This is a genomic window from Streptomyces sp. TLI_105, assembly GCF_900105415.1.
Lineage (GTDB): Bacteria > Actinomycetota > Actinomycetes > Streptomycetales > Streptomycetaceae > Streptomyces.
This window is the reverse complement of sequence record NZ_FNSM01000001.1, coordinates 8,278,176-8,299,244: the sequence shown is the minus strand read 5'-3', so window position 1 is coordinate 8,299,244 and position 21,069 is coordinate 8,278,176. Positions and strand designations below refer to the sequence as shown.

Sequence of the window (21,069 nt, the reverse complement as noted above, 5' to 3'; positions counted from 1 at the left end):
CGGGCGCCATTAGAGAACGGGTGGTGGCGGGGGCACGCCCGGCGCGCCGGGACCGGACGGCGGTGTCGTCCGTTCGGTGCAGCCTCCGCCACCGGACCGCGGGTGCGTCACATCCTGCTGATGCGCAGATAGCGCCGGAGGTCGGGGAGGACTCCGACGACGACGGCCACGACGGCCAGGGCGGCGGTGGCGGCGACTGCGGCGCCGAGGACGTTCTTGTGCATGGTGCTCTCCGTTTCGGTCTTCATACGACGGCTTCCTGGCGGACCAGTTCGGTCACCATGCGCACCGCCTCGGGCACGGCCGCGGCGACCGGCGGGCTGAGCCCGATGCCCTCGTCGAGGCAGGCCGGTTCGCAGCCGACGACGAGGATCCGCCGTGGCGGCGCGGCCCCGGTTCCCGCGCACAGGGTGTCGAGCAGGGCGAGGACGGCGTCGGGCGTCATCCGGTGTCCGTCGAGCGGCGCGGGCTCCGTGCCGCGGGCGCGGTCGCCGGCCGCCGAGGCGTCGATCAGATAGAGCGTCCCCGGTTCACCGCCGCGGGCGGTGACGTCGACGAGGACGAGGGTGTCCCAGCCGTCGAGGAGTTCGTAGGCGAGGTGGACGCCCCGGACCCCGACGTCGGCCAGCTCGACGGAGGCGGGGAGTTCCTCGCGGGTGAGCCGCCGCAGGGTCTCCACGCCGAAGCCGTCGTCGCCGAGGAAGACGTTGCCCACCCCGGCCACGAGGGTGCGGGCCGTGCCGGGCGCCCGGGCCGCGGGCGCGGAGCCGTTCACGCGTCCTCCAGGGCTTCGACCTCGTCGGGCTGGAAGTAGAGGAACCGGCCCTGTTCACGGCGGATGTCGGCGCCGGGGTCGTCCTCCACGGTCACCGCGATGTGGACTCCGCCGTCGACGTCGTGGAGGACCGCCTCGACCAGCGCGCTGCGCCCGTCGAGGAACAGGTCCTGGGCGTCCGTGCGGCGCAGCCGGGGGCGCAGGACGACCCTGCTGCCCGCGCGGACCGCGCGTCCGTCGACGAGGACGTGGTCGCTGCCCGGGTCCACACCGGTGTCGCCGCCCGGATCCCACCAGGGCGTCTCCGGTTCGAGGATGTTTCCGGTCGGCTTCGAGGGCCCGGTGACGCTCTGGAGGCTCCGTACCGCTCCGTGCAGACGTTCGAGGACTTCGGGCGGCATGGTGTCCGCCAGCTCGATCACCGCCGCCGCGCGGGCGTCGGTCCCTCTTGCCTCGCGCTTCTCCTCGTCGGTGAGGGCCGCCGTGCGCAGGGCGAGGATCTCGTCGATCTCGGTCGCGTCGTAGAGGGCGCCGGGGCTCTCGGGTGCGATGGCCGGGTGGTCCTCCAGGATGATCGGCGAGGAGAGCATCAGGTCGTCGCGGCCGGGTTCGCCGGCCAGGACGGGCCAGGTGTGCAGGTTGCGGCAGGCGGCGACGGCGCCCCTGGCCCATTCCGGCGGGTCGGTCATCGACAGGAACGAGCCGCCGTCGATACGGAGCAGCGTGTGGGTGGCGACGAGGGAGTACGGCAGCGCCGCGTGGCGGTCGGTGTCCCGCTCGGCGGTCCAGTCGCTGGTGTTCTCCACCGTGACCGAGAGGCGCTCGACACGGTACGGGCCGTCGAGTTCGGCCGTCGAGATCCGCAGGGCGCCGCTGATCTCCTCGCGGCGGCGTACGAGTCGGCCGAGGACGCGTCCGTCGGCGTCGGTGACCTCCTCCGTCTCCTCGGCGGCGGGGCGGGTGAAGGGCAGGACGGTGCCGTCGCCCCGCAGTTCGGCGACGGGGACGACCAGGGTGACGCGCTCCTCGACGCCTTCGTCCCAGGCCACCAGGACCCGGTCGGCCAGCCGGAGTTCGCCGGTCGGTGCGAAGCTCCCGTCTTCACGGAGTTCCTCGACGGTACGCCGCTGGGCGCGCAGGAAACGGACCTCCACGGCGAGTTCGGCGCCGGTCCTGGGCTCCATGAGGCACTCGGTGAGCTGGAAGTCGTGCTCCTCGGCGGCGGCGCTCCAGGACGGCGGCACCAGGACCCCGAACTGCCAGCGGAGCCGGTTCTTCGCGGCGGACGCACGGTACGGGTAGAGGACGTACCCCTCGAAGAGGACGGCGTCGGCGACGTGCCGGGCGACGGCGAACCGCGCCTCGGTGCCAGGAGGGAAGGCGACGGTGGTCATCGTGTCCTCTCCCCCGCCGCTTCGAGCAGGGACTCGACGGTGGCCTCCCACGACGGGAGGGCCCGGCGCGATCGGTAGGCGAGCAGGGCGTCCATCGCGTCGCCCGGGAGCCGGATCCATCCGCAGCCGGGGAAGTGCTGGTCGATCATCTCGCGCCACACCTTCACGGGCATGCGGTGGGAGACCTCCTTGTCCCAGGGAACGGGCTCGACGTGGAAGCCGCCGGCGCCGGTGAAGGCGGTGCCGGAGAAGAGCAGGAGCAGCGGAACGTCGCCGTCGGAGAGCGCCCGGAAGTAGCGGGACGCGGCGATGTCGGTGTCGTAGGTGCACGGCACGACGAGGTCGGTCTCGATCTCACCGGTGAAGCCGGGCACCATCACGGAGGCCTGGGCGAACTGGACCGGGTTGAGGCTGCTGCCCCACCGGGAGCGTTCGCCGAAGAGATCGCCCAGGGCCGCGGCCTCGTGGTCGTCGTAACCGCGCCGGGCGGGTTCGACACGGATCTGGCAGCGCAGGGCCATGGCGTGGACCCGGGTGCCGCCGGTGGCGGTGATCCGCAGCCGGAACACGAGCGTGGGTCCGGCCGCGTACGCGTCGGCGCGGACGTCGGTGCAGCTGAAGGAGAACTCGGTCACGGCCGGCTCCCCTGCGGCTCGTGGGCCAGGGCGCGGACGTGGGTGAAGAGGTCGTCGAGGTCCGCCCGCGCCTCCGCGCCTCCGTCGAAGCCCTGCCAGTGCAGTCGCATGCGGCCCACCAGTTCGTAGCAGAGGTCGATCGGCACGAGGAAGCACTCGGTGCGGCCCTCGTGACGGCGCAGCAGCAGGGCCTCGACGTCGGGTTCGAGGTGGGCGGCGAGCCGAGTGGCGTCGAGGACGGACCGCCAGGCCTCTTCGTCCGGTTCGCTCTCGGTGGCACCGGCGGGGCTCGGGTAGAGCACCACCGGCCGGTTGAGGGCGGAGTTGCGGAAGAAGAACGCGACCGAGACCGGGATCCGCAGCGACTCCCAGGCCCGGTCGTCGATCCGGTGGCCCGGGTCGCTCAGGAAGCGGCCGGGGACCGCCCGGAACCGCCCCGGGGAGGCGGCGGAGCGGTCCATGAGCTGCGAGCACGGGCCGCAGGCGCAGACCAGGGCCCGCTTGTCCGTGTCGACGAGATGCGGGTGACGCTCCTCGGCCGCCAGCGGGGCGCCGCACAGCTCGCAGCGCTCCTCGCGGGGCGGTCGCGGGGTGGTGAACCGGCGCAGGCCGGTGGGCCCCGGGGGCCGCACGGCGCTGTTCGGCGGCCCGTTCACCGGGCGGCCGATGAGCGGCCGTCCGCGCCCGCGAGCGACGGACGGGTGCCGATCTGGAGCAGCGCCGGTTCACGCGGGGCGCCGCTCTCCAGCTCCACGCCGGTCACCTCGGGGGCGAAGCAGGCGAGGGCGTCCACGGCCGCCTGCCGGACGGACTCCTGGGTGCCGGAGCAGCCGCAGCCGGTCGAGGCGGTGGCCCGCAGCCGCAGCACGCCCGTCGCCGGGTCGAATCCGGCGTTCTCCACGGGCTGCGGCAGGGCGGACAAGGCGCGGTCGATACGGGTCGGCGCGTCCTCGGGGTGCAGTCCGTGCAGGTTGAGGAGGCTCGCGACGAGTTCGTCCGCGAGCAGCGGGCCCAGCGGGTCGGCGGGCGGGCGGGCGGCGGGGCGCCCGAGGAGCTCGACGACGCGGGCGATGCCGCTGCCGTAGAACTCCATGAGGACGCGTACGACCTCCTCCGCGGCCGCGCAGGCCTCGGCGTCACCGTTCTCGGCCAGCCGGTCCAGGACCTCCTCGACCCGCCGACCCGCCTGTTCGGCGGTGGTCGCGCTCATCCGGCCAGACCGCTCAGGCCGGTGGGCACGTGCATCTGCTTCACGGTCCTGCCGTTGCCCGTGTACATGTGGACGCCGCACGGCAGGCAGGGGTCGAAGCTGCGCACGGCGCGCATGATGTCGATGCCCTTGAAGTTCTCGGGCGTGTTCTCCTCGAAGATCGGGGTGTTCTGCACCGCGTCCTCGTACGGACCGGGGGTCCCGAACGTGTCCCGCGTGGAGGCGTTCCACGGCGTCGGCGGATAGGGGTGGTAGTTGGCGATCTTGCCGTCCCTGATGACCATGTGGTGCGAGAGGACACCCCGTACGGCCTCGGTGAAGCCGACGCCGATGGACTCGTCCGGCACCTCGAACTTCTCCCACGTCTGCGTGCGTCCGGCGCGGACCTCCTCCAGGCCCTTCTCGGCGCAGTGCAGGGCGACGGCGGCCGCGTACGCCTGGAAGTAGGTCCGGGCGCGGTTGCGCTCCAGGGCGTTGCTCCACTTCGGGATCTTCCACTCGAAGGTGGTCTCCGGCTTGGTCATCGTCCGGGGGAGGTTGATGACGACGCTGTGCCCGGTGGCCTTGATGTAGCCGATGTCGACGAGGCCGGAGAGCGCGGTGGACCACAGGCGCGCGATGGGGCCGCCGCCGGTGTCCAGTGCCAGGTGGTCCTTGCCGTCGAACCAGCGCGGGGACATGACCCAGCTGTACTTGTCGTCGAAGTTCCGCTTCTGCGGGGCCGGGATGGTGTGCTGGTTCCACGGGTGGCGCGGGTCGACCGGGTTGCCCAGCGGATCGTGGGTGACGAACTGCTCCTGCCCCTGCCAGTCCTCGTAGTACGAGCTGCCGAGCAGGATGCGGATGCCGAGGTTGATCTCGGTGAGGTCGTTGGTCACCAGCTTGCCGTCGACGACGACACCGGGGGTGACGAACATCCGCCGGCCCCAGTCGGTCATGTTGGCGTAGGTGAAGTCGCAGTGCTCGGGGTCGTTGAGCGCGCCCCAGCAGCCGAGCAGCACACGACGGCGGCCGACCTCCTCGTAGCCGGGCAGCGCCTCGTAGAAGAAGTCGAAGAGGTCGTCGTGGAGCGGGACGACCCTCTTCATGAACTCCACGTAGCGCATGAGGCGGCTCATGTAGTCGGTGAACAGCTGCACGGACGCGACCGTGCCGACACCACCGGGGTAGAGGGTGGAGGGGTGGACGTGCCGCCCCTCCATGAGACAGAACATCTCCCGGGTGTAGCGGCTGACCTGGAGCGCCTCGCGGTAGAACTCGCCTTCGAGGGGGTTGAGGGAGCGCATGATGTCCGCGATCGTGCGGTAGCCGTGCTCGGCGGCGTGCGGCGCCTCGGTGCGCTCGGCCAGCTCCAGGACGCCGGGGTTGGTCTCGCGGACCATCTTCTCGCAGTAGTCGACCCCGACCAGGTTCTCCTGGAAGATGTTGTGGTCGAACATGTACTCCGCGGACTCGCCGAGGTTGATGATCCACTCACCGAGGTGCGGGGGCTTCACGCCGTACGCCATGTTCTGCGCGTACACGGAGCAGGTCGCGTGGTTGTCACCGCAGATGCCGCAGATGCGGCTGGTGATGAAGTGCGCGTCGCGGGGGTCCTTGCCCCGCATGAAGACGCTGTAGCCGCGGAAGACGGAGGACGTGCTGTAGCACTCCGCGACGCGCTTCTGCTTGAAATCGATCTTCGTGTGGATGCCGAGGCTGCCCACGATCCGGGTGATGGGATCCCAGGCCATCTCCACAAGGCCGGAGCCGTCACCCGTCGTCTTCGCCGGAGATGCCATGGTCGCTGTGATGCCCTTCGTCAACTCTTCGACTTCGCGAACAGTGGGGTGGATGGGGGGTCCTGCGGGGGTGGCGCGATGGCGTCGCGGTCACCAGGGCGGCCGGTAGCCGGTGGTGATGCGCTCGCCGGTGTGCCGCCACTTCGGCTCCTTGTCCACGGTCTTGGCCGTGATGGTCCGCAGGCGGCGGATGACGGAGCCGTACACGCCGCTGGCGGTGCTGGAGACCTTGCCGCCGGGAGGTTCGTCCATGAACGGCATGAATTTGTCCGGGAATCCGGGCATCGTGCACGCGATGCAGATGCCGCCGACGTTCGGACAGCCTCCGACACCGTTCATCCAGCCGCGCTTGGGGACGTTGCACTTGACGACGGGGCCCCAGCAACCGAGCTTCACCAGGCACTTGGGCGAGTCGTACGTCGACGCGAACTGGCCCTGCTCGTAGTAGCCGGCCCGGTCGCAGCCCTCGTGCACGGTCGCCCCGAACAGCCAGGTCGGACGCAGCTTGTCGTCCAGCGGGATCATGGGCGCGGAGCCGGCCGCCTGATAGAGCAGGTAGGTCAGCGTCTCCGCGAAGTTGTCCGGCTGGATGGGGCAGCCGGGCACGCACACGATGGGGATGCCGGCATGCGACTTCCAGTCCCAGCCGAGATAGTCCGGGAGGCCCATCGCGCCGGTCGGGTTCCCCGCCATGGCGTGGATGCCGCCGTACGTGGCACAGGTGCCGATCGCGACCACCGCGAGGGCCTTGGGGGCCAGCCGGTCGATCCACTCGCTGGTGGTGATGGGCTGACCGGTCTCCGGGTCGTCGCCGAAGCCGCTCCAGTAGCCCTCCTGCTTGATGGCCTCGTTCGGGATCGATCCCTCGACGACCAGCACGAACGGGTCGATCTCGCCCCGCTCCCCCTTGAAGAACCACTCGATGAACGTGTCGGCGCCGCCCACCGGACCGCACTCGAAGTCGATCAGCGGCCAGTGGACCGCGATCCGGGGCAGCCCTGGCAGCCCCGCGAGGGCGATCTCCTCGATGCTGGGCTGCATGGCGGCGGTCAGGGCCACCGAGTCGCCGTCGCAGCTCAGACCCGCGTTGATCCAGAGAATGTGGATCGGCTTCTCTTCGCTGCCGGGTGCGGCACCCTGGTCCTCGACCGGGGCCGGTTGTACTGCGCTCATGGGTCGCCTCCTGAGGAGGGATGGGGCGAAGGCCTCGTGTCGGGCCTGGGTCTTGCTTAACAGTCGGCCGATCTGCCCGCGCCCGCACCTGGGCCGTTCGGGAGCGGCGCTCGGGGTGCCTCCTTCCGGACGAAGGCCCGGCGCCGTGCGTGGTAGCTCGCGGCGGGGTCGTCGAAGATCGACCGCATCCGGGAGAGCTCCCGCTCACGGTGGGCCGCAAGGGGAGCGACGGACTCCCGGCGCTCGTGCTCCGCCTTCTTCGCCGCGATCCGCGGCTGGAGACCGCCACGGGATGCCAGGCGAAGGGCCAATCGGGTGACCTCGGCGGCGAACTCCCCGGGTCCGCAGTCGACGACCCGGTCGACCAGCCCCATGTCGAGCGATGCCGCCGCGGACACCGGCCGGGCCTCTTCGGTGAGGCGCGCGGCCAGGGCCTCGCCCACCTTCCCCGGCAGGGTGCGGGTCCAGTACTCCGATCCGTACAGACCCATGCGCCGGTAGTGCGGATTGAGCACCGACCCCGAACGGCACCAGACCTCGTCGGCGGCGAGGGCGAGCATCACCCCGCCGGCGGCGGCGTTGCCGCCGATCGCGCTCACGACGAGCCGGTCGGTCGTGGTGAGAACCGCCTCGACCAGGTCGTTCATCGCATTGATGTTGGCCCAGGACTCGGCGGCGGGGTCGGCGGCGGCCTCGATGACGTGCAGATGGATGCCGTTGGAGAAGAAGTCGCGCTGCCCGCCGAGCACCAGGACGGAGGTGGGGCGGCCGCAGGCGGTCTCGTACGCGTCCAGCAGGCGGCGACACTGGTCGGTGCTCATCGCTCCGCCGGGAAACGCGAAGGACAGGACGCCGACCGGTCCCTGCTCGCGGTACCGGATGTCGGACCAGGTCCGCCGACCTGGCGCCGGGTCGGCGGGTGCCGGCAGTTCGGGGAGCTCCGGCAACCGGCCCGCGAGGGCCAGGGCGGCGGGGAGCTTGCAGGCCCGCGCCCTGCCGGGGCCGGTGCGGGCGCGGAGCTCGGGGATCCACACCGCGCCGTCCACGGTGGCGCGGCAGACCGCACCCGCCCGGGTGGCCAGCAGCGCACCGGGCCGCCCGCGCAGACCGTCCTCCGCGTGGCCGCCGTGCAGGAACCACTCGGCGCCGAGCAGCCGGTCCGGTACGCCGGGCTGCGAGTCGGCGGCCCGTAGGGTGCGCAGGACGGTCTCGGTGGTGTCCTCGCCCCACGAGATCCGACGCTCCTCCTGGCGGAGAGCGGGACGGGCGCGGATCTCGCCGGTCTGCGGACGCGGTGTCGCCCCGGCGGCGACCCTCTCGACGGCGAGGAGCACGGCGGCCACGGCGGCGTCGGACAGCTCGTTGCGGTACAGATCGCTCTTGCCGACCTCCGGGACGCGGAAGGTCGCGGACGCCCAGACGTCGCCCGCGTCCATCTCGTCGTCTGCCTGGAGGACGGTGACGCCCCACTCCTCGACCCCGTCGTGGATCGCGTGGTCCAGTGAGGACGGGCCCCGGTCGCCCACGGGCCCCGGGTGCACGATCAGGCAACGGCGCGCCGTCCACACATCGCGGGGCACGACGGCCTTCAACATGGGGGCCACGACCAGCTCGGGCGCGTGGCGCGCCACGGCCTCGCGCACGGCGGCCCCGTCGGGGGTGACCTCCACGGGAACGGTGTGCCCGCGGTCGCGCAGCTCGACCAGGACGCGCTGGGTGAGGCTGTTGAAGCTGCTGGCGATGAGCAGGATGCGCATGGGCGGCCTTTCCGGGTTTGCGGTGGACGGCGCGGGCCCGGGAGCCGCCGTCCGCCAACCGCCTGCGATCATCGGGCAGCGCGAGCCGGGCAGCGGGGTGGCAGAGCCCGCACCTCACCCGTTCGAGGTGCGCGTCCGACCGATTGGCGGGCTGATCGGCCGCAGTGCGCGGTCCAGGAGACGCGCCATGTGTCCCGTGGGAAAATCAAAGTCCTACAAGGCATGCGGATGCATGCCCCTCGCACGGACAGGCAGGTCGGCTCATGGCCGAGAAACCGAAGTCCTCCAGGCCCTCGCGCGGCGAGCCGAGCCGCGACGGCATGGCCGGGCAGCACGGATGGTCCCCCGATGTGGACGAGACGCGACAGCAGGAGAATCCGAGCGCTTCGCGTTCCTTCCACCCCGAGAAGCACGCGCCCCCGCCCGGCAAGGGACGGAAGGCCTCCAAGGAGGAAGAACGGAACGTCCCCGGCGACACCGTTCGCAGCGACACGACCCGAGGTGAGAAGCGAGGCCGCTCGTCGGAGAAGGGCATGCACGACACCGGCCGAAGGGGCCGGGCACAGCGCCCCAGCGGTACGAAGGACGACTCGGCGTTCACCGGCGTGAACCCGGACGACGACTCCTCGGGCCCCCGTCCGGGCTGACGCGACACCGAGAGCGAAGGGCCACCACGCCATGGAGCACAGGCCCTGATCGGTGGCACCTGGTTCAGTCGCTCGTACTCGACGATCACCGGCGGGAGATTCTCCCGCCGGCCACGCGCACGAGCGTCGACCGGACCCGGGGCTTCCGGGCCGGGTCGGCGCTCGCGCCGGTCATACGGACGCGCTGGTCACACGGTCACACTCGTCATGCGCGGGGTGGGTCAGCGGCGTAGCTTCAGGCGGTGTACCCCGCCGTCGACCGCGCCGACGTAGAGCGTGCGGCCGTCGGGGGCGGCGGCCAGCTTGGTGGTGTCGGTGTTCTGCAGACCGCTCGAGATGTTCTCCCAGGTGAGGCCGTTGTCGGTGCTGCGCAGTACGCCCCGGCCGCCCTGGACGAGTCCGGACGCGGTCGAGCGGGCGGTGGCCGCGTAGAGCGCTCCGTTCACCCGCAGCAGGTCCGAGACGTGGACCGCGAGCGGGCCGGTGTCGGCGGTGCGGAAGGTCCTGCCGTCATCTGTGCTGACCCGGACGGACGATCCGCCGACGACCAGGCGTCGGCCGTCCATCACGATCGCGGAGACGGGACCCTCGGCGACCTTGGTCTTGGTGACGCCGCCGTCGTCCGAGCGGTAGAGGCCCGAGGCGTTGCCGAGCCAGAGGCGCCGCGGGTCGCGCGGGTCACCGGCCATGGCATCGAAGGACCTCTCGTGGAAGAGGTTCTTCCACGTCCTGCCGCCGTCGGAAGTCGAGAAGAGTCCGTCGCCGAAGATGCTCCTGAAGCTGATCGCCACCCGGTCCGGGTCGGCCGGGTGCACCAGGAGCGAGGTCGGTATCTCCGACGACGTGCCCTTCACCTGCCAGGTCCGGCCGGCGTCACCACTGCGGGAGACCTCGAAGAGACCGGTCGCGGTGCGCCGGACCTGCCACACCACCTTGGTGTCCTCGGGCGAGACGGCGATGTGCGAGGTGAGAAGACCGGTCATGCCCTCCGCCCCGGACCGGCCCCACTCGGGGCCGGCGACGGGGATCGTGGTGCGGTAGGTGCCGCTCACCGTTCCGGCGAGCAGCTGGTCGCCGCCGGCCGCGAGGGCGAAGGTGGTCAGGCCCTGGACGCCGATCCTCCGGTATCCGGTGCCGTCGGCCGAGCCGCGGTACAGGCCGTCCTGTTCGCTGGACACGGTCACCGAGCCGTCGGCCCAGCGGTCGTAGTCCATCGCGATGGCGGCCTTCGAGGGGGCGGGCACGGGCTTCCAGGTCCTGCCGTGGTCGTGGCTCACCTGCCCGGCGCCGAACAGCGCGCGCAGGTACAGGTCGCCGCCGGAGGCGGACAGTCCGTTGCCGCCCTCCGCCAGGGGCAGCAGGGTGGACCAGGTGCGGCCCTTGTCGTAGGAGCCGCGGACGCCCGTACCGGGGACGTAGGCCGCCACCACGGTGGAGTCGGCCGCCATGCCGCGGATGGTGTTCACCGGCTCGTCGAGGACGAGGTGCGCCGTACCGGGGTCGCCCTTGCCGACGCCGTCGATGCGCCAGACGCTGTCGAAGGTCGCCAGGTACAGGGTGTCGCCGACGAGGGTCGCGTCGCGGACGTCACCGGTGACGCCGGTGGGGTACGTCGCCCAGCTGTCGCCCGCGTCCGTGCTGACCAGCAGTGCGCCGTCGACGATCGCGGCGAGGGTGCGGGTCTGATCGTCCGCGACGAACTCGTCGATGTGCGCGTCGGGCACGTCGAGCTTGCGCCAGGTGCGGCCGTTGTCGTCGGTACGCAGGATCGTGCCCCGGCGGGTGGGGTCGACGACCGTGTTCACGGCGTACCACCAGCGATCGGGGCGGCGGGCGTCGACCACGACCGCTCCGGTGCCGTTGCCGTCGGCGATCGGCAGCCTGCCCACCTGGCGCCAGTTGGCGCCGCCGTCGGTGGTCAGCCAGGGGGCGGCCTTCCGGAACTGGGTCACGACGGCCTGCTTCGGCCGGGCGGGCGAGAGCGCGAGGTGACCGGCCTCGCTGTTCGGGCCGATGGGCTCCCAGCGGTCGCCGCGGCTGCCGACGGGGGTGACCTCGAAGGCGCCGGTTCCGGTGATCCGCCGGCCGTCGGTGGTCGTGGCCCGGACGGCCAACTGGTAGGCACCGGCCGCCTTCCCGGTCACGTCGGCCTGGTAGTAGCCGGCGCCGTTCATGGTGGTGGGCAGCGTGAAGGCCTTGCCGTGCGGCGGTGTGACCCTGATCTCCGGCGGCGCGTTCAGGGCGGCCGGGGCGGCGACGTGCACGGTGGAGCGGCCGTCGCTCGGATCGGGGGACGCCTGGACGACCAGGTGCCGGACGACGAGCAGGTACGGCACCCGGAGGGCCGGGCCTCGCGCGGGGGTGGCCGTGATCCGGCCGCTGATCTCCGTGTCGGTGGCCGGGCGGTCGGCGCGCAGGGTGACGTGGACGGTTGTGGACCCGCCGGCGGGGACGGTGACCCGCGGCGGAGACACGGTAGTCGGCCCGGTACTGCTGAGGGTGACGGTCAGCGGTTTCTCGCCGGGGTTGGCCAGGCGTACCGTCGCGGTGCCGCCGACGGTCTTGTCCGCCAGGTCGGCGAGGCCGAACGACACGCTCGTCGGGGAGGCGCTGAGGGTGGCCGACGCCGCGGCGGCCACGTCGAGCCGTCCGTTGCCCTGGACGGTGGGGCCGGTGCCGGCGAGCTGCTTCGCTGTGCCGACCAGTGCGGACCTGATCTCGTCGGGGTCTTGGCCCGGGCGCAGTTGGCGCAGCAGGGCGGCGGCTCCGGCGACGTGCGGGCTCGCCATCGAGGTGCCCGACATGCGGTAGACACCGGGTGCGTACATCGAGGTGGGGATCGTGGAGCGGATCTCCACGCCGGGTGCGACCAGGTCGGGTTTGAGGCCGAAGCCGGTGCCGGGTCCGCGCGACGAGAAAGAGGCGATCTCGTCGGTGGAGTCGGTGCCGCGCAGGGTGACGGACACCTTTCCGGCGGCCAGTTCGCGGCTCAGCTGGGCGTACTGGGTCGTGTCGATGCCCATGACGACCAGGCGGTCCATGCGCAGCGAGTCGCCGGAGGCGGCGGTCCTGGTGAGGTCGGGGCGGGCGGGGGTGGCCGTGGCCCCGACCGTTCCCGGTGTGGCGGCGAGCACGGGTCCGCCTCCGGCTGGGAGGCCGCCGAGCACGGCGAGCGCGCCGCGTTTCTCGGCTTCGCGTGCCCAGTCGATGTCGCTCTGGCTCAGGACGTCCGTACTGGGCGCGACGAGGATGTCGGCCCGCAGGATCTTGCCCCGTACGTCACCGATCCGCTTCCAGTCCTCGGCGGTGCCCGCGCCGACGTCCACGAGCGGCGCGGTGACCGGTGTCCGGGGCGGGTTCGCGGACAGGACGCCTCGGTACGTCTGGATCAGTTCGGGCTCCTTGCCCGCCAGGTACGCGCTGGGGATCCGCAGCCCACTGGTGGAGGCGCCGACCGCGATGACGCCGTCGGCCGAAGCCGGAGTGCTGACGGTGCCGCTGCCGGGCCCTTCGTTGCCGGCCGCAGCGACGACGACCACTCCGGCCCGCACGGCGGCGGTCGCCGCGCGGCCCAGCGGGTCGGTGCCGTCACCGGGGCCGCCGAGGCTCATGTTGATGACGTCGGCCGGGTGGGGGTTGGCCGGGTCGGCCGCCGCCTCGATGCCGGCGATGATGTCGGAGGTGTAGCCGCTGCCGTCGGCGCCGATGACCTTGTAGGCCAGCAGGCGCGCGTCGGGCGCCATGCCGGTGACGCCTCCCTTCCTGGCCGCCTTGCCCGCGATGATGCCCGCGACGTGGGTGCCGTGGCCGTTGTCGTCCATCGGGTCGTCGTCGCCGTTGGCGAAGTCGAAGCCGCCGACGACCTTGTGGCCCTCGCCGAAGCCGCCGCCCAGGTCGGGGTGGCCGTAGTCCACGCCGCTGTCCAGGACCGCCACGACGGTGCCCTTGCCGGTGGTCTTCACCCCGGCCGGGTCCTCGCGCTTCCAGACGTCGGGTGCGCCGGTCAGCGGGACGCTGGTGTCCGTGCGCACCTGTATCCGGGTGTCGGGCCGGACGGCGATGACGCCCGGCAGCGCGGCCAGCCGTGCCGTCTCGGAGGCGGGCACCGTCATCGCCACGGCGTTGACGAGCAGGCCGAGTCTGCGGGGTGCGGCGGGGTGGAGTCCGGCTTGCCGCACCGTCCTGACGAAGCCGTCCTGACGTGCCGCCAGGGCGCGTCGGGCGTCGCCGACGGCGGAGGTGGTACCGGCGGTCAGGGAGGTGAGCGAGCCGCCGGGGGCGGCTGCCACGGCGGCGTCTCCGGACAGCTCGACGATGACCCGCTGGTTCGGGTCGGGTGACTTCGCGGTCGCGGTGCCGGGTGTCGCGGTGAGCGTCCCGGCCAGCGCGACGGTGGTGACCGTGGCGGCCACCAGACGTCGGCTTCTTCGTGGGTTCTTGGCCATGGGGAGAAGTCCTAGCGCCGAAGTCACTCTCCGTACAACGGACCTTGGCGGCCCATTGCTGCACCTGGCACAAGTGGGCCAGGATCCGCATATGACGAACGAGCTCACCGCGGCAGGCATCGATCCGTTCGACGAGAGCGTCTACCGGGCCGTGTTGACCCGGCGTACGGCGGCCCCGGCCGAGCTCGCCGCCGACCTCGGCTGCTCCCCCCTCCGCGCCGCCAGGGCGCTGGACCGGCTGCACGACCACGGCCTGGTCGGGCGGCTCGCGGGGGTCCGCCGCCGGTACGCGGCGATCGAGCCGGGAGCCGCGGTCGAGTCCCTGGTACGGAACAGGACAGCGGAGTTGGACCGGGTCCGTTCGGCGGCGGGCGAGCTGTCCCGCCTCTTCGCGGCGACCCAGGCCGGCACCGCCGGGGAGGACGAGGTGGAGATCGCCACCGGCCGCGAGGCGCTCGGCCGCTGGTTCGTCCGCCTCCAGCAGGAGGCGCGCGAGGACGTCATGACACTGGACCGGCCGCCGTACGCACTGACCACCTCCAATCCGGTGGAGAGCACGGCGCTGGGGCGCGGCGTGCGCTACCGCGCGGTCTACGCCCCCGAGGCGCTGGAGTGGCCGGGGGTGCTCGAGGACATCCGCGGACTCGTGCGCCGTGGCGAGCAGGCCCGGGTGATGCCGGGCCTGCGGATCAAACTGGCCATCGCGGACCGCCGACTGGCGCTGATGCCGCTCTCCCTGGATCTCAACGGCGTGCGCGCTGCGGTCATCCGCCCCTCCACGCTGCTGGACGCCCTCACCGACTACTGGGAACTGTGCTGGAAACAGGCCCTGCCACTCGACGCCCCCGCCGAGGACCCGCTCGGCGAGGAGGATCGTCTGGTGCTCACCCTGCTGGTCAGCGGCCTCAAGGACGAGGCCATAGCCCGCCAGCTCGGCTGGTCGGTCCGCACCATGCGTCGGCGCATGAGCCGCCTCCACGAACTTCTGGGCGCGGTGAACCGCTTCCAGGCCGGTGTCGTCGCGGCACGCCGCGGCTGGATCTGACCCGCCGCCGGGCCGGGGCCGGCCACCTGGCGGTGACCCAGCCCGCAGCCATGAGCGCTGGGGAGACACACGGGCCGTTCCCGGACCAACTCCCCCAAGAAACGGCACATGCCACCCAGCTCACTGGTCAGCGCGGGTTCACTGGCCGTACCACCAGCAGACGAAGAACATCCTCCAGAGTTACAGCCCCAAGAAGCTCGGGTTCTTCTAGGAATGTGAAGGCGGGTGCGCGGGGGGGGAGAGACCGCCTCCTCCGCGCCCCCGGCGCCGGGCGAGGCCGGGGGCGACACGCTGGAGGGTCGTACGGGAGGCGCGGCCGGACGGCGTGTCGCGGCCCCCGGGTCACGGCACGGGGCGTGAGATCCGCCGCCCGCGCGCCGGCCCGCTATATCTTCCGGGAGCAGGACGGCGACAACCACTCCGCACTCGAACGTAAGGGCCGCCACCGTGACCGGACGCATCTCCGAGCCGCCCGAGAGCCGGAGTCGGCGTGAGCCCGTCGGCGAGGCCCGCTGGCCGATGGGCATGGCCGTCGTCACCGCCATGGTGCTGACCATCCTGCTCCCCGACGACCTCCGTCTGGCGCCCCGCTGGGTGCTCCCGACCGTCGAAGGACTGCTTCTGCTCGCGCTCGTCGCCGGCGACCCGGGCAGGATCGACCGGCGCTCGACCGCCCTGCGCACCCTGTCGATCGCCCTGGTGGGCGTTCTCGCGCTCAGCGCCGTCTGGTCCACCGTCCAGCTGATCGACGACATCCTCCGGGGCGGCAAGGAGACCAGTTCCGCCACCGGCCTGCTGCAGACCGGTGGCACCGTGTGGGCCTGTACCGTTCTGGCCTTCTCCCTGCTGTACTTCGAACTCGACGGCGGTGGCGCCGCCGCCCGTGCCCATCGGCTCCCCCGCACGCCCGCACTCGCCTTCCCCCAGCAGCTCAACCCCGAACTGGCAAGCGCCGGCTGGCGGCCCCGCTACGTCGACTACCTCTACCTCGGCCTCACCAACGCCACCGCCTTCAGCCCCACCGACGTGATGCCCCTGGCTCCCTGGGCCAAGATCGCCATGGGCCTCCAGTCCCTCGTCTCCCTGCTCATTCTCGGTCTGGTGGTCGCCCGTGCCATCAACGTCCTCGCCTGAGAACGGCACCTTCGTCCCCTGTTCCGTGAAACGAGGTCACGCCGTCCAGCCGTTCCGCACGGCGTGTGCGCCCAGCTGCATCCGGGTCCGGACCCCGGCCATGTCCATGAGGTGGCGCAGGCGCCGGTGCAGCGTACGCGGTGAAAGGCCGAGCTGGGCCGCGGCCGTCAGGTCGGTGAGCCCGGCCAGGAGCAGCGCGAGGATCTTGCGGTCGAGTTCGGTCGGGCCCTGCGGACCGACCTCGACGGTGGGTTCCGATTCGCCCCCGGGGTCCGAGAGCTCGAGCGGGTGGGCCGTGCGCCACACCGTCTCGAACAGCGCGTCCAGCGCGTCCAGGAGGCCACTGCGGTGCAGCAGTACGGCGCCGGGCTCTCCCGCCGGCGTGACCGCGAGCGGGACCAGGCCGAGATCGGCGTCGGCCAGCACGAGCTTCATCGGCACGTGGTCGGCGACGCGCAGTCGCACGCCGTTGCGCACGGAGTCGACGGCGTCGCGGACGATGCCGGGCTCGGCCAGCACCTCGCGGTCCAGTACGGCGCGGAAGAGCACTCCTCGGCCGAGGGCCATCGGCTCGGCCGTGTTCTCGTCGGGCGGCAGCGCGACGAACGGTGCGGTGATGAAGGAGCGGACCTGGGTCCGGGCCGCCTGTTGCACCTGGAGGAACCGGTGGCGGATGGCGTCGACGCCCGTGACGACCTCGATCAGGTCGGTGATGCTGTTGCCCGTCATCGCGGCCCGGTGTTCCTCGGCGAGGGTCACCAGGGCCTGCTCGGCCGTGCGCAGTCCGTCCCGGCGCCGGCCGATGAGGGCGCCGAGTGCCATGGCCGGCGGCGCGGCGGTGAAATGGGCGTCCGCCGACCTGGTCGCCAGCCCCCACTCGACCAGGCGCGACAAGGCCTTGTCGACGTGGGCGTGGGGCAGGGCGAGCGCGTCCGAGAGAAGGACCGGGGTGGTCATCGGCCGTCCGACCAGCGCCCTGTAGACGCGCTCCTCATCGGGTTCGAGGCCCAGAGCATCCAGCATCGACGATCGACTCTCTTCCACTTGCCGCGGCGGGGAGAGTATGCGCCATGGCGGCAGACCGTGAAAAGGCCCTGCTGGGAGGGGGTGCGAGGAGGAGAGCCCCGGGAAGTCGCCTTCCCGGGGCCCCGTGGTGCGGCTCATCGCAGGCCGTACGCCCGGATGATCTCGTTCTTCACGCTGTAGCCGCTGTCCGTCGCGGCGCTCGCCCGGACCGAGAGGAAGCCGCCGGGCTTCCCGGCCGTGCTGAACGCCCCCGTCCAGGAGCCGCCGGCACCCTTGGCGAGGGTCACCTTCTGCCAGGTGGCGCCGTCGTCGTACGACACGTCCAGCTTCACCGTGGTGACGTTGCCCGGCACGGTGCCGCCGTCCATCGACACCGGCTTGAGCGTGATCCGCTGGGGCGCACGGGACTTCAGGTCACCGTGCAGGTCCGTCTCCAGCTTGTAGTCGAGGTTCAGCACCGAGAAGCGCTCGAAGTCGTCCGACTCGACGGTGTCGGACATGAACGTCCACTCCGTGTGGGTGCGCGTCGACAGGCGGAAGACGTCAGCGGGCCGTTCCACGTCGAGGACGGCGCGGTAGGGCAGGTTGCCCGCCGGTACCTCCACCCACTGCATGTCGCCGCTGACCGGGTTGTCGTCGATCAGCGTGTCGCCCTGGAACACCTGGAGGTGGGACGGTGTCTCGCCCCAGGGCAGGTAGCCGCCGAGCCGCATGGTGTCGCTGGCGGAGGCCCACGCCTGCACGTTCCAGGTCATGTAGTTCTGCCAGCGGGAGTTGTACACGCCGAAGGACTCGCTCTGGTCGGGCCGGGTCGCCGGCGCGAACCAGTCCAGCCGGGTGGTGCTGCCCCTGGCGTACGTGTTGCTGCCCGACACCATCGACCACGGCAGGGCTCCGTCGACGCCCTGCGTGTGGAACTCCCGCCACACCTGACCGGGGGTCACCCACTCGGTGCGGGTGCCGGGGTGCCATTCGAGCTCGGGGAAGTTGAGCGACGGGCTGAGGGTGAAGTCGGACCGGTACCCTTCCGACCGCCTGCCCTCCGTGGCCGAATAGTAGCGTGCGTCGATCCGGGCGAGGTCGTCGTGGGTCGGCTTGTAGACCAGGGCACGGTCCGGCACCCGGCCGGGGTAGTCCCGCGTCAGGTCGTAGACGTACGGCGTGTACTCGGTCTGCTCCACGGTCAGTCTGAGCTTGCCGGCCTTGGCCAGGGAGACGAGGGTCCGGCCCGCGTCGCGGTGCACGGTGGCGACCGGAACGGCCGATTCGCCGACGTACTCCATCAGGGCTCCGGCGCCGTCGTTGACCACGATCAGCGCCTTCGCCCCGGCCGCGGTCGCCGCCTCGGTGCGCTCCTGCGGCGAGACCTCGTCGCTGCGCTCGACGACGACGACCTTGCCCTCGGCGTTCACCTTGTCGTACGCGGCCGCCGCGCCGTCGCCCGCGTGGACGACGTCCAGCCGGTCCGTCGCGGTGCCCAGGGCGCTGCCCGGCTGGACCTTCGCCTCGAAGCGGAGCCGGCCGTCCGCGGTGCTCAGGCCGAGGAGCGGCTCCCCCTTGCGCCAGCGGGTGACGAGCATGAAGTCGCCGCGCGTCATCGGCTCCGTCGGCGAGACGTAGACGTCGTCGTACGTGGGCGGCAGCACGTACGCGCTGCGGTAGTCCAGGTACGGGTCGGTGCCCTCGTAGTGGACGTTGAAGTCGACCTTGCGCTGGCGGTCCTCGGTGCGCTGCGGCGCCTCGGTCTGCAGGAGGCGTGCCTTGCTCGCGTCCAGCACCACGTCCGCGGAGCCGTCCTCGAGCACGGTCTCCGGGTCGACGAGGACGGCGAGACCCGACCGGTCCGCCTTCTCGCCGGCCACGTCGAGGTATCCCGCGACCGTGTAGAGGCCGGGCGGCATGCGCAGGGTGGTCGAGCCGTCGACGTAGACGCTCCACGGCCAGCTGTCGCCGGCCAGGTTGACCCCGACCCAGCCGGCGGCGGGTTCGCCGTCCCGGCCGACCAGCTTGATGTTCAGGTCGTAGCGCTCCTCCTCCTCGAGCAGCGCCAGGGACGTGCGGGCCACCGGCTGCCCGGTGACCGCGTCGACGGCGGTCACGTAGCCGGTCTGGCGGCCTGCCGGGGCCGCCTGCGGGTCGCCGGTCACCTGGACGGCGGCGGTGCCGCCCGCCGGGACGGTCACCCTGGTGGCTCCCAGTGTGAAGGGCCCGCCGTCGCCGCTCAGCGCCAGGTTCAGCGTGACGTCGGCGGCGCCGGTGTTCGTGAAGGTCAGGTCCTTGGTGACGGCGGCGTCGCCGGGCCCGTGCGGCCAGGTGTAGTTGCCGAAGAAGAGCGATCCGGTGCCCCGGACGGTGGTGCGCACGGCGGCGGCCACGTCGAGTCGGCCGGTGCCGATCTCGTAAGGGGAGTATCCGCCGTCCAGCCCCTTGGCGGTGCTGGTCAGGTGTTCCTTGAGCTGCGCGCCGGTCCAGTCCGGGTGCTGCTGGGCCAGGATCGCCGCGGCCCCGGCCACGTGCGGGGTGGCCATCGAGGTGCCGCTGAGGGTGCGGTACGGCCCCTTTCCCCCGTCGGTCATCGCCTGCGACCGGGGGGCCGTGATGTCCACGCCCGGCGCCGCGATGTCCGGCTTCATGCCACCGGAGTGGGCGAGCGGGCCCGTGCTGGAGAAGCTCGCGAGCCGGTCCTGCTTGTCCGTGGCGGCGACGGTCAGTGCCGCGGCGGCCGCGCCGGGGGCGGAGATGCTTTCCGGGCCCGCGTTGCCGGCGGCTATGACGAACAGCGTCCCGTACTGGGCGGAGAGCGCATCGACCGTCTGCGACATCGGGTCGCTGCCGTCCGTGGGGTAGGAGTCGCCGAGGCTCATGTTGACGACGTCCGCGCCGGATTCGGCGGCCCACTGCATGCCGGCCATGACCCAGGAGTCCTGCCCGGAGCCCTCGGCCCCGCCGAGCACCTTGCCGACGTACAGGTCCGCGCCGGGGGCGACGCCCTTGTGGTCCCCTCCGGAAGCGGCGCCCGAACCGACGATCGTCCCGGCGACGTGGGTGCCGTGACCGTTGACGTCGGTGACGCCCTCGCCCGGTACGAAGCTCGCCGTGCCGTCGATCAGGCCGGCGAAGTCCGGGTGGTCGACGTCGATGCCCGTGTCGAGCACCGCGACCTTGACGCCCTTGCCGGTGTGGCCGGCCGCCCAGGCCTCGGGCGCGCCGATCAGCGGCACGCTCTCCTTCAGACTGGCCTTGACCCGGCCGTCCAGCCACAGCTTGGCGACGCCCTCGCCCAGCGTGGGGCTGCCCTGGGGAGCGAGGGAGGTCCAGAAGGTGCGGGCCTGACGCTTGTCGGTGCTGAGCACCGCGCCGTGGATGCCCTTGAGTTCCCGGGTCAGCCTACTGCCCCGGGGCGCCTTCGGCTCGGCGGCCGCGCGGGACGTCGACCGGCCGTACGTGGCGATCAGGGGTACCGCGGCCGACTTGGCGTCGTCGTAACCCATCTCGATCAGGTCGGTGACGTTGAACAGCCGCCGGTCCAGCCTGTCCGTCGCGAGCAGCGACGCCGCCTCGTCCGGGATGACGAACAAGTCGCCCTGGATCTGCTGCAGTTTGACGCCGCCGACGGCACTGTCCGGCCGGTCGACGTCGGCGGACTGCTTGCCGTCGGCCGACGTGGTGACCGTGACGACGTCGCCGGTGACAAGGGTGACCTTGTGGGTCGCGGAGGGCTTGGCGGAAACGGTGGGCTTGACCGGCGCGGCTTGTGCGGGTGCCTGCAGAACGGCCAGACCCGACGCCAGCAGGGGCACCGCGGCGGCTGCCGAGAGCAGCCTGCGGCGCCTGCGCCGGAAGGCGGAAGCATCAGAGGGGAAGTACATGGGACGGGTCTATCGACCGGCGACCGGCGCCGTGAAGGCTTCACCGCGGCAAGTCCTCGCCATGGCAGATGCTTGTCAGCCGAGAACTCCGCGATTCCGGGCGTAAGGGCACCCGCGGCCGGGGTTCGGCGGGTCCCCTGCCCCTCGCCACTCGTTCGGCCGACGTGCGCCCCGCTCC

At 72.1% G+C, this 21,069-nt stretch carries 15 protein-coding genes; 3 read left to right on the top strand and 12 right to left on the bottom strand.

The features are described from left to right. Positions 1–107 precede the first annotated feature (107 nt). The 9 genes from BLW86_RS42310 to BLW86_RS37725 form a co-directional block, all read right to left on the bottom strand. The gene (locus BLW86_RS42310; RefSeq protein ID WP_177181486.1) at positions 108–248 is read right to left on the bottom strand and encodes a DUF6893 family small protein; all 141 of its coding nucleotides are present in this window, start codon (positions 246–248) and stop codon (positions 108–110) included. Continuing rightward, a complete protein-coding gene (locus BLW86_RS37760; protein ID WP_093878193.1) occupies positions 245–775 on the bottom strand; it encodes a hydrogenase maturation protease in 531 nt (176 codons plus the stop codon). Before BLW86_RS37760 ends, BLW86_RS42310 begins: the two co-directional genes overlap by 4 nt. Beyond that, positions 772–2,169, bottom strand: a complete 1,398-nt coding sequence (locus BLW86_RS37755) for a hypothetical protein (protein WP_093878192.1) — start codon at positions 2,167–2,169, stop codon at positions 772–774. Before BLW86_RS37755 ends, BLW86_RS37760 begins: the two co-directional genes overlap by 4 nt. Further along, complete coding sequence (locus BLW86_RS37750; protein WP_017237512.1) at positions 2,166–2,804, bottom strand: DUF6084 family protein; 639 nt, start codon at positions 2,802–2,804, stop codon at positions 2,166–2,168. Before BLW86_RS37750 ends, BLW86_RS37755 begins: the two co-directional genes overlap by 4 nt. Further along, complete coding sequence (locus BLW86_RS37745; protein WP_093878191.1) at positions 2,801–3,460, bottom strand: DUF5947 family protein; 660 nt, start codon at positions 3,458–3,460, stop codon at positions 2,801–2,803. Before BLW86_RS37745 ends, BLW86_RS37750 begins: the two co-directional genes overlap by 4 nt. Beyond that, positions 3,457–4,014 (bottom strand): hypothetical protein, encoded by a 558-nt coding sequence (locus tag BLW86_RS37740; RefSeq protein ID WP_093878190.1) that lies wholly within the window; start codon positions 4,012–4,014, stop codon positions 3,457–3,459. The genes BLW86_RS37745 and BLW86_RS37740 overlap by 4 nt, the downstream gene beginning before the upstream one ends. Next, a complete protein-coding gene (locus BLW86_RS37735; RefSeq protein ID WP_026057905.1) occupies positions 4,011–5,795 on the bottom strand; it encodes a nickel-dependent hydrogenase large subunit in 1,785 nt (594 codons plus the stop codon). Before BLW86_RS37735 ends, BLW86_RS37740 begins: the two co-directional genes overlap by 4 nt. Positions 5,796–5,885: 90 nt before the next feature. Further along, positions 5,886–6,968, bottom strand: a complete 1,083-nt coding sequence (locus tag BLW86_RS37730) for an NADH-quinone oxidoreductase subunit B family protein (RefSeq protein ID WP_093878189.1) — start codon at positions 6,966–6,968, stop codon at positions 5,886–5,888. A gap of 56 nt (positions 6,969–7,024) precedes the next feature. After that, positions 7,025–8,725, bottom strand: a complete 1,701-nt coding sequence (locus BLW86_RS37725) for an enoyl-CoA hydratase-related protein (protein ID WP_093878188.1) — start codon at positions 8,723–8,725, stop codon at positions 7,025–7,027. A 263-nt stretch (positions 8,726–8,988) separates the two neighbouring features. Between BLW86_RS37725 and BLW86_RS37720 the strand changes: the two genes are divergently transcribed. Further along, entirely contained in the window at positions 8,989–9,372 is a 384-nt protein-coding gene (locus tag BLW86_RS37720; RefSeq protein WP_177181872.1) for a hypothetical protein, read from the top strand. A gap of 221 nt (positions 9,373–9,593) precedes the next feature. Here BLW86_RS37720 and BLW86_RS37715 read toward each other — a convergent pair whose 3' ends face one another. Then, entirely contained in the window at positions 9,594–13,817 is a 4,224-nt protein-coding gene (locus tag BLW86_RS37715) for a S8 family serine peptidase (RefSeq protein WP_177181871.1), read from the bottom strand. A 91-nt stretch (positions 13,818–13,908) separates the two neighbouring features. On the opposite strand from BLW86_RS37715, the gene BLW86_RS37710 reads away from it, so the two are divergent. Both BLW86_RS37710 and BLW86_RS37705 read left to right on the top strand, forming a co-directional pair. Next, positions 13,909–14,862: a helix-turn-helix domain-containing protein gene (locus tag BLW86_RS37710; RefSeq protein WP_093878186.1), complete on the top strand. Its 954-nt coding sequence runs from the start codon at positions 13,909–13,911 to the stop codon at positions 14,860–14,862. Between the two features lie 447 nt (positions 14,863–15,309). Further along, the gene (locus BLW86_RS37705; protein ID WP_093878185.1) at positions 15,310–15,996 is read left to right on the top strand and encodes a hypothetical protein; all 687 of its coding nucleotides are present in this window, start codon (positions 15,310–15,312) and stop codon (positions 15,994–15,996) included. Between the two features lie 36 nt (positions 15,997–16,032). Here the strand turns inward: BLW86_RS37705 and BLW86_RS37700 are convergent, their stop codons facing one another. Both BLW86_RS37700 and BLW86_RS37695 read right to left on the bottom strand, forming a co-directional pair. Next, complete coding sequence (locus tag BLW86_RS37700; RefSeq protein ID WP_093878184.1) at positions 16,033–17,019, bottom strand: helix-turn-helix domain-containing protein; 987 nt, start codon at positions 17,017–17,019, stop codon at positions 16,033–16,035. Positions 17,020–17,156: 137 nt separating this feature from the next. Beyond that, positions 17,157–20,891, bottom strand: coding sequence for a S8 family peptidase (locus BLW86_RS37695; protein ID WP_093878183.1), 3,735 nt, complete (start codon positions 20,889–20,891; stop codon positions 17,157–17,159). Between the last annotated feature and the right edge of the window lie 178 nt (positions 20,892–21,069).

Bases quoted from the DNA above. Each gene is read 5' to 3' on its own strand.
- BLW86_RS42310 (WP_177181486.1), bottom strand. From the start codon at position 248: ATGAAGACCGAAACGGAGAGCACCATGCACAAGAACGTCCTCGGCGCC.
- BLW86_RS37755 (WP_093878192.1), bottom strand. From the start codon at position 2,169: ATGACCACCGTCGCCTTCCCTCCTGGCACCGAGGCGCGGTTCGCCGTC.
- BLW86_RS37740 (WP_093878190.1), bottom strand. From the start codon at position 4,014: ATGAGCGCGACCACCGCCGAACAGGCGGGTCGGCGGGTCGAGGAGGTC.
- BLW86_RS37735 (WP_026057905.1), bottom strand. From the start codon at position 5,795: ATGGCATCTCCGGCGAAGACGACGGGTGACGGCTCCGGCCTTGTGGAG.
- BLW86_RS37730 (WP_093878189.1), bottom strand. From the start codon at position 6,968: ATGAGCGCAGTACAACCGGCCCCGGTCGAGGACCAGGGTGCCGCACCC.
- BLW86_RS37725 (WP_093878188.1), bottom strand. From the start codon at position 8,725: ATGCGCATCCTGCTCATCGCCAGCAGCTTCAACAGCCTCACCCAGCGC.
- BLW86_RS37720 (WP_177181872.1), top strand. From the start codon at position 8,989: ATGGCCGAGAAACCGAAGTCCTCCAGGCCCTCGCGCGGCGAGCCGAGC.
- BLW86_RS37715 (WP_177181871.1), bottom strand. From the start codon at position 13,817: ATGGCCAAGAACCCACGAAGAAGCCGACGTCTGGTGGCCGCCACGGTC.
- BLW86_RS37710 (WP_093878186.1), top strand. From the start codon at position 13,909: ATGACGAACGAGCTCACCGCGGCAGGCATCGATCCGTTCGACGAGAGC.
- BLW86_RS37700 (WP_093878184.1), bottom strand. From the start codon at position 17,019: ATGCTGGATGCTCTGGGCCTCGAACCCGATGAGGAGCGCGTCTACAGG.
- BLW86_RS37695 (WP_093878183.1), bottom strand. From the start codon at position 20,891: ATGTACTTCCCCTCTGATGCTTCCGCCTTCCGGCGCAGGCGCCGCAGG.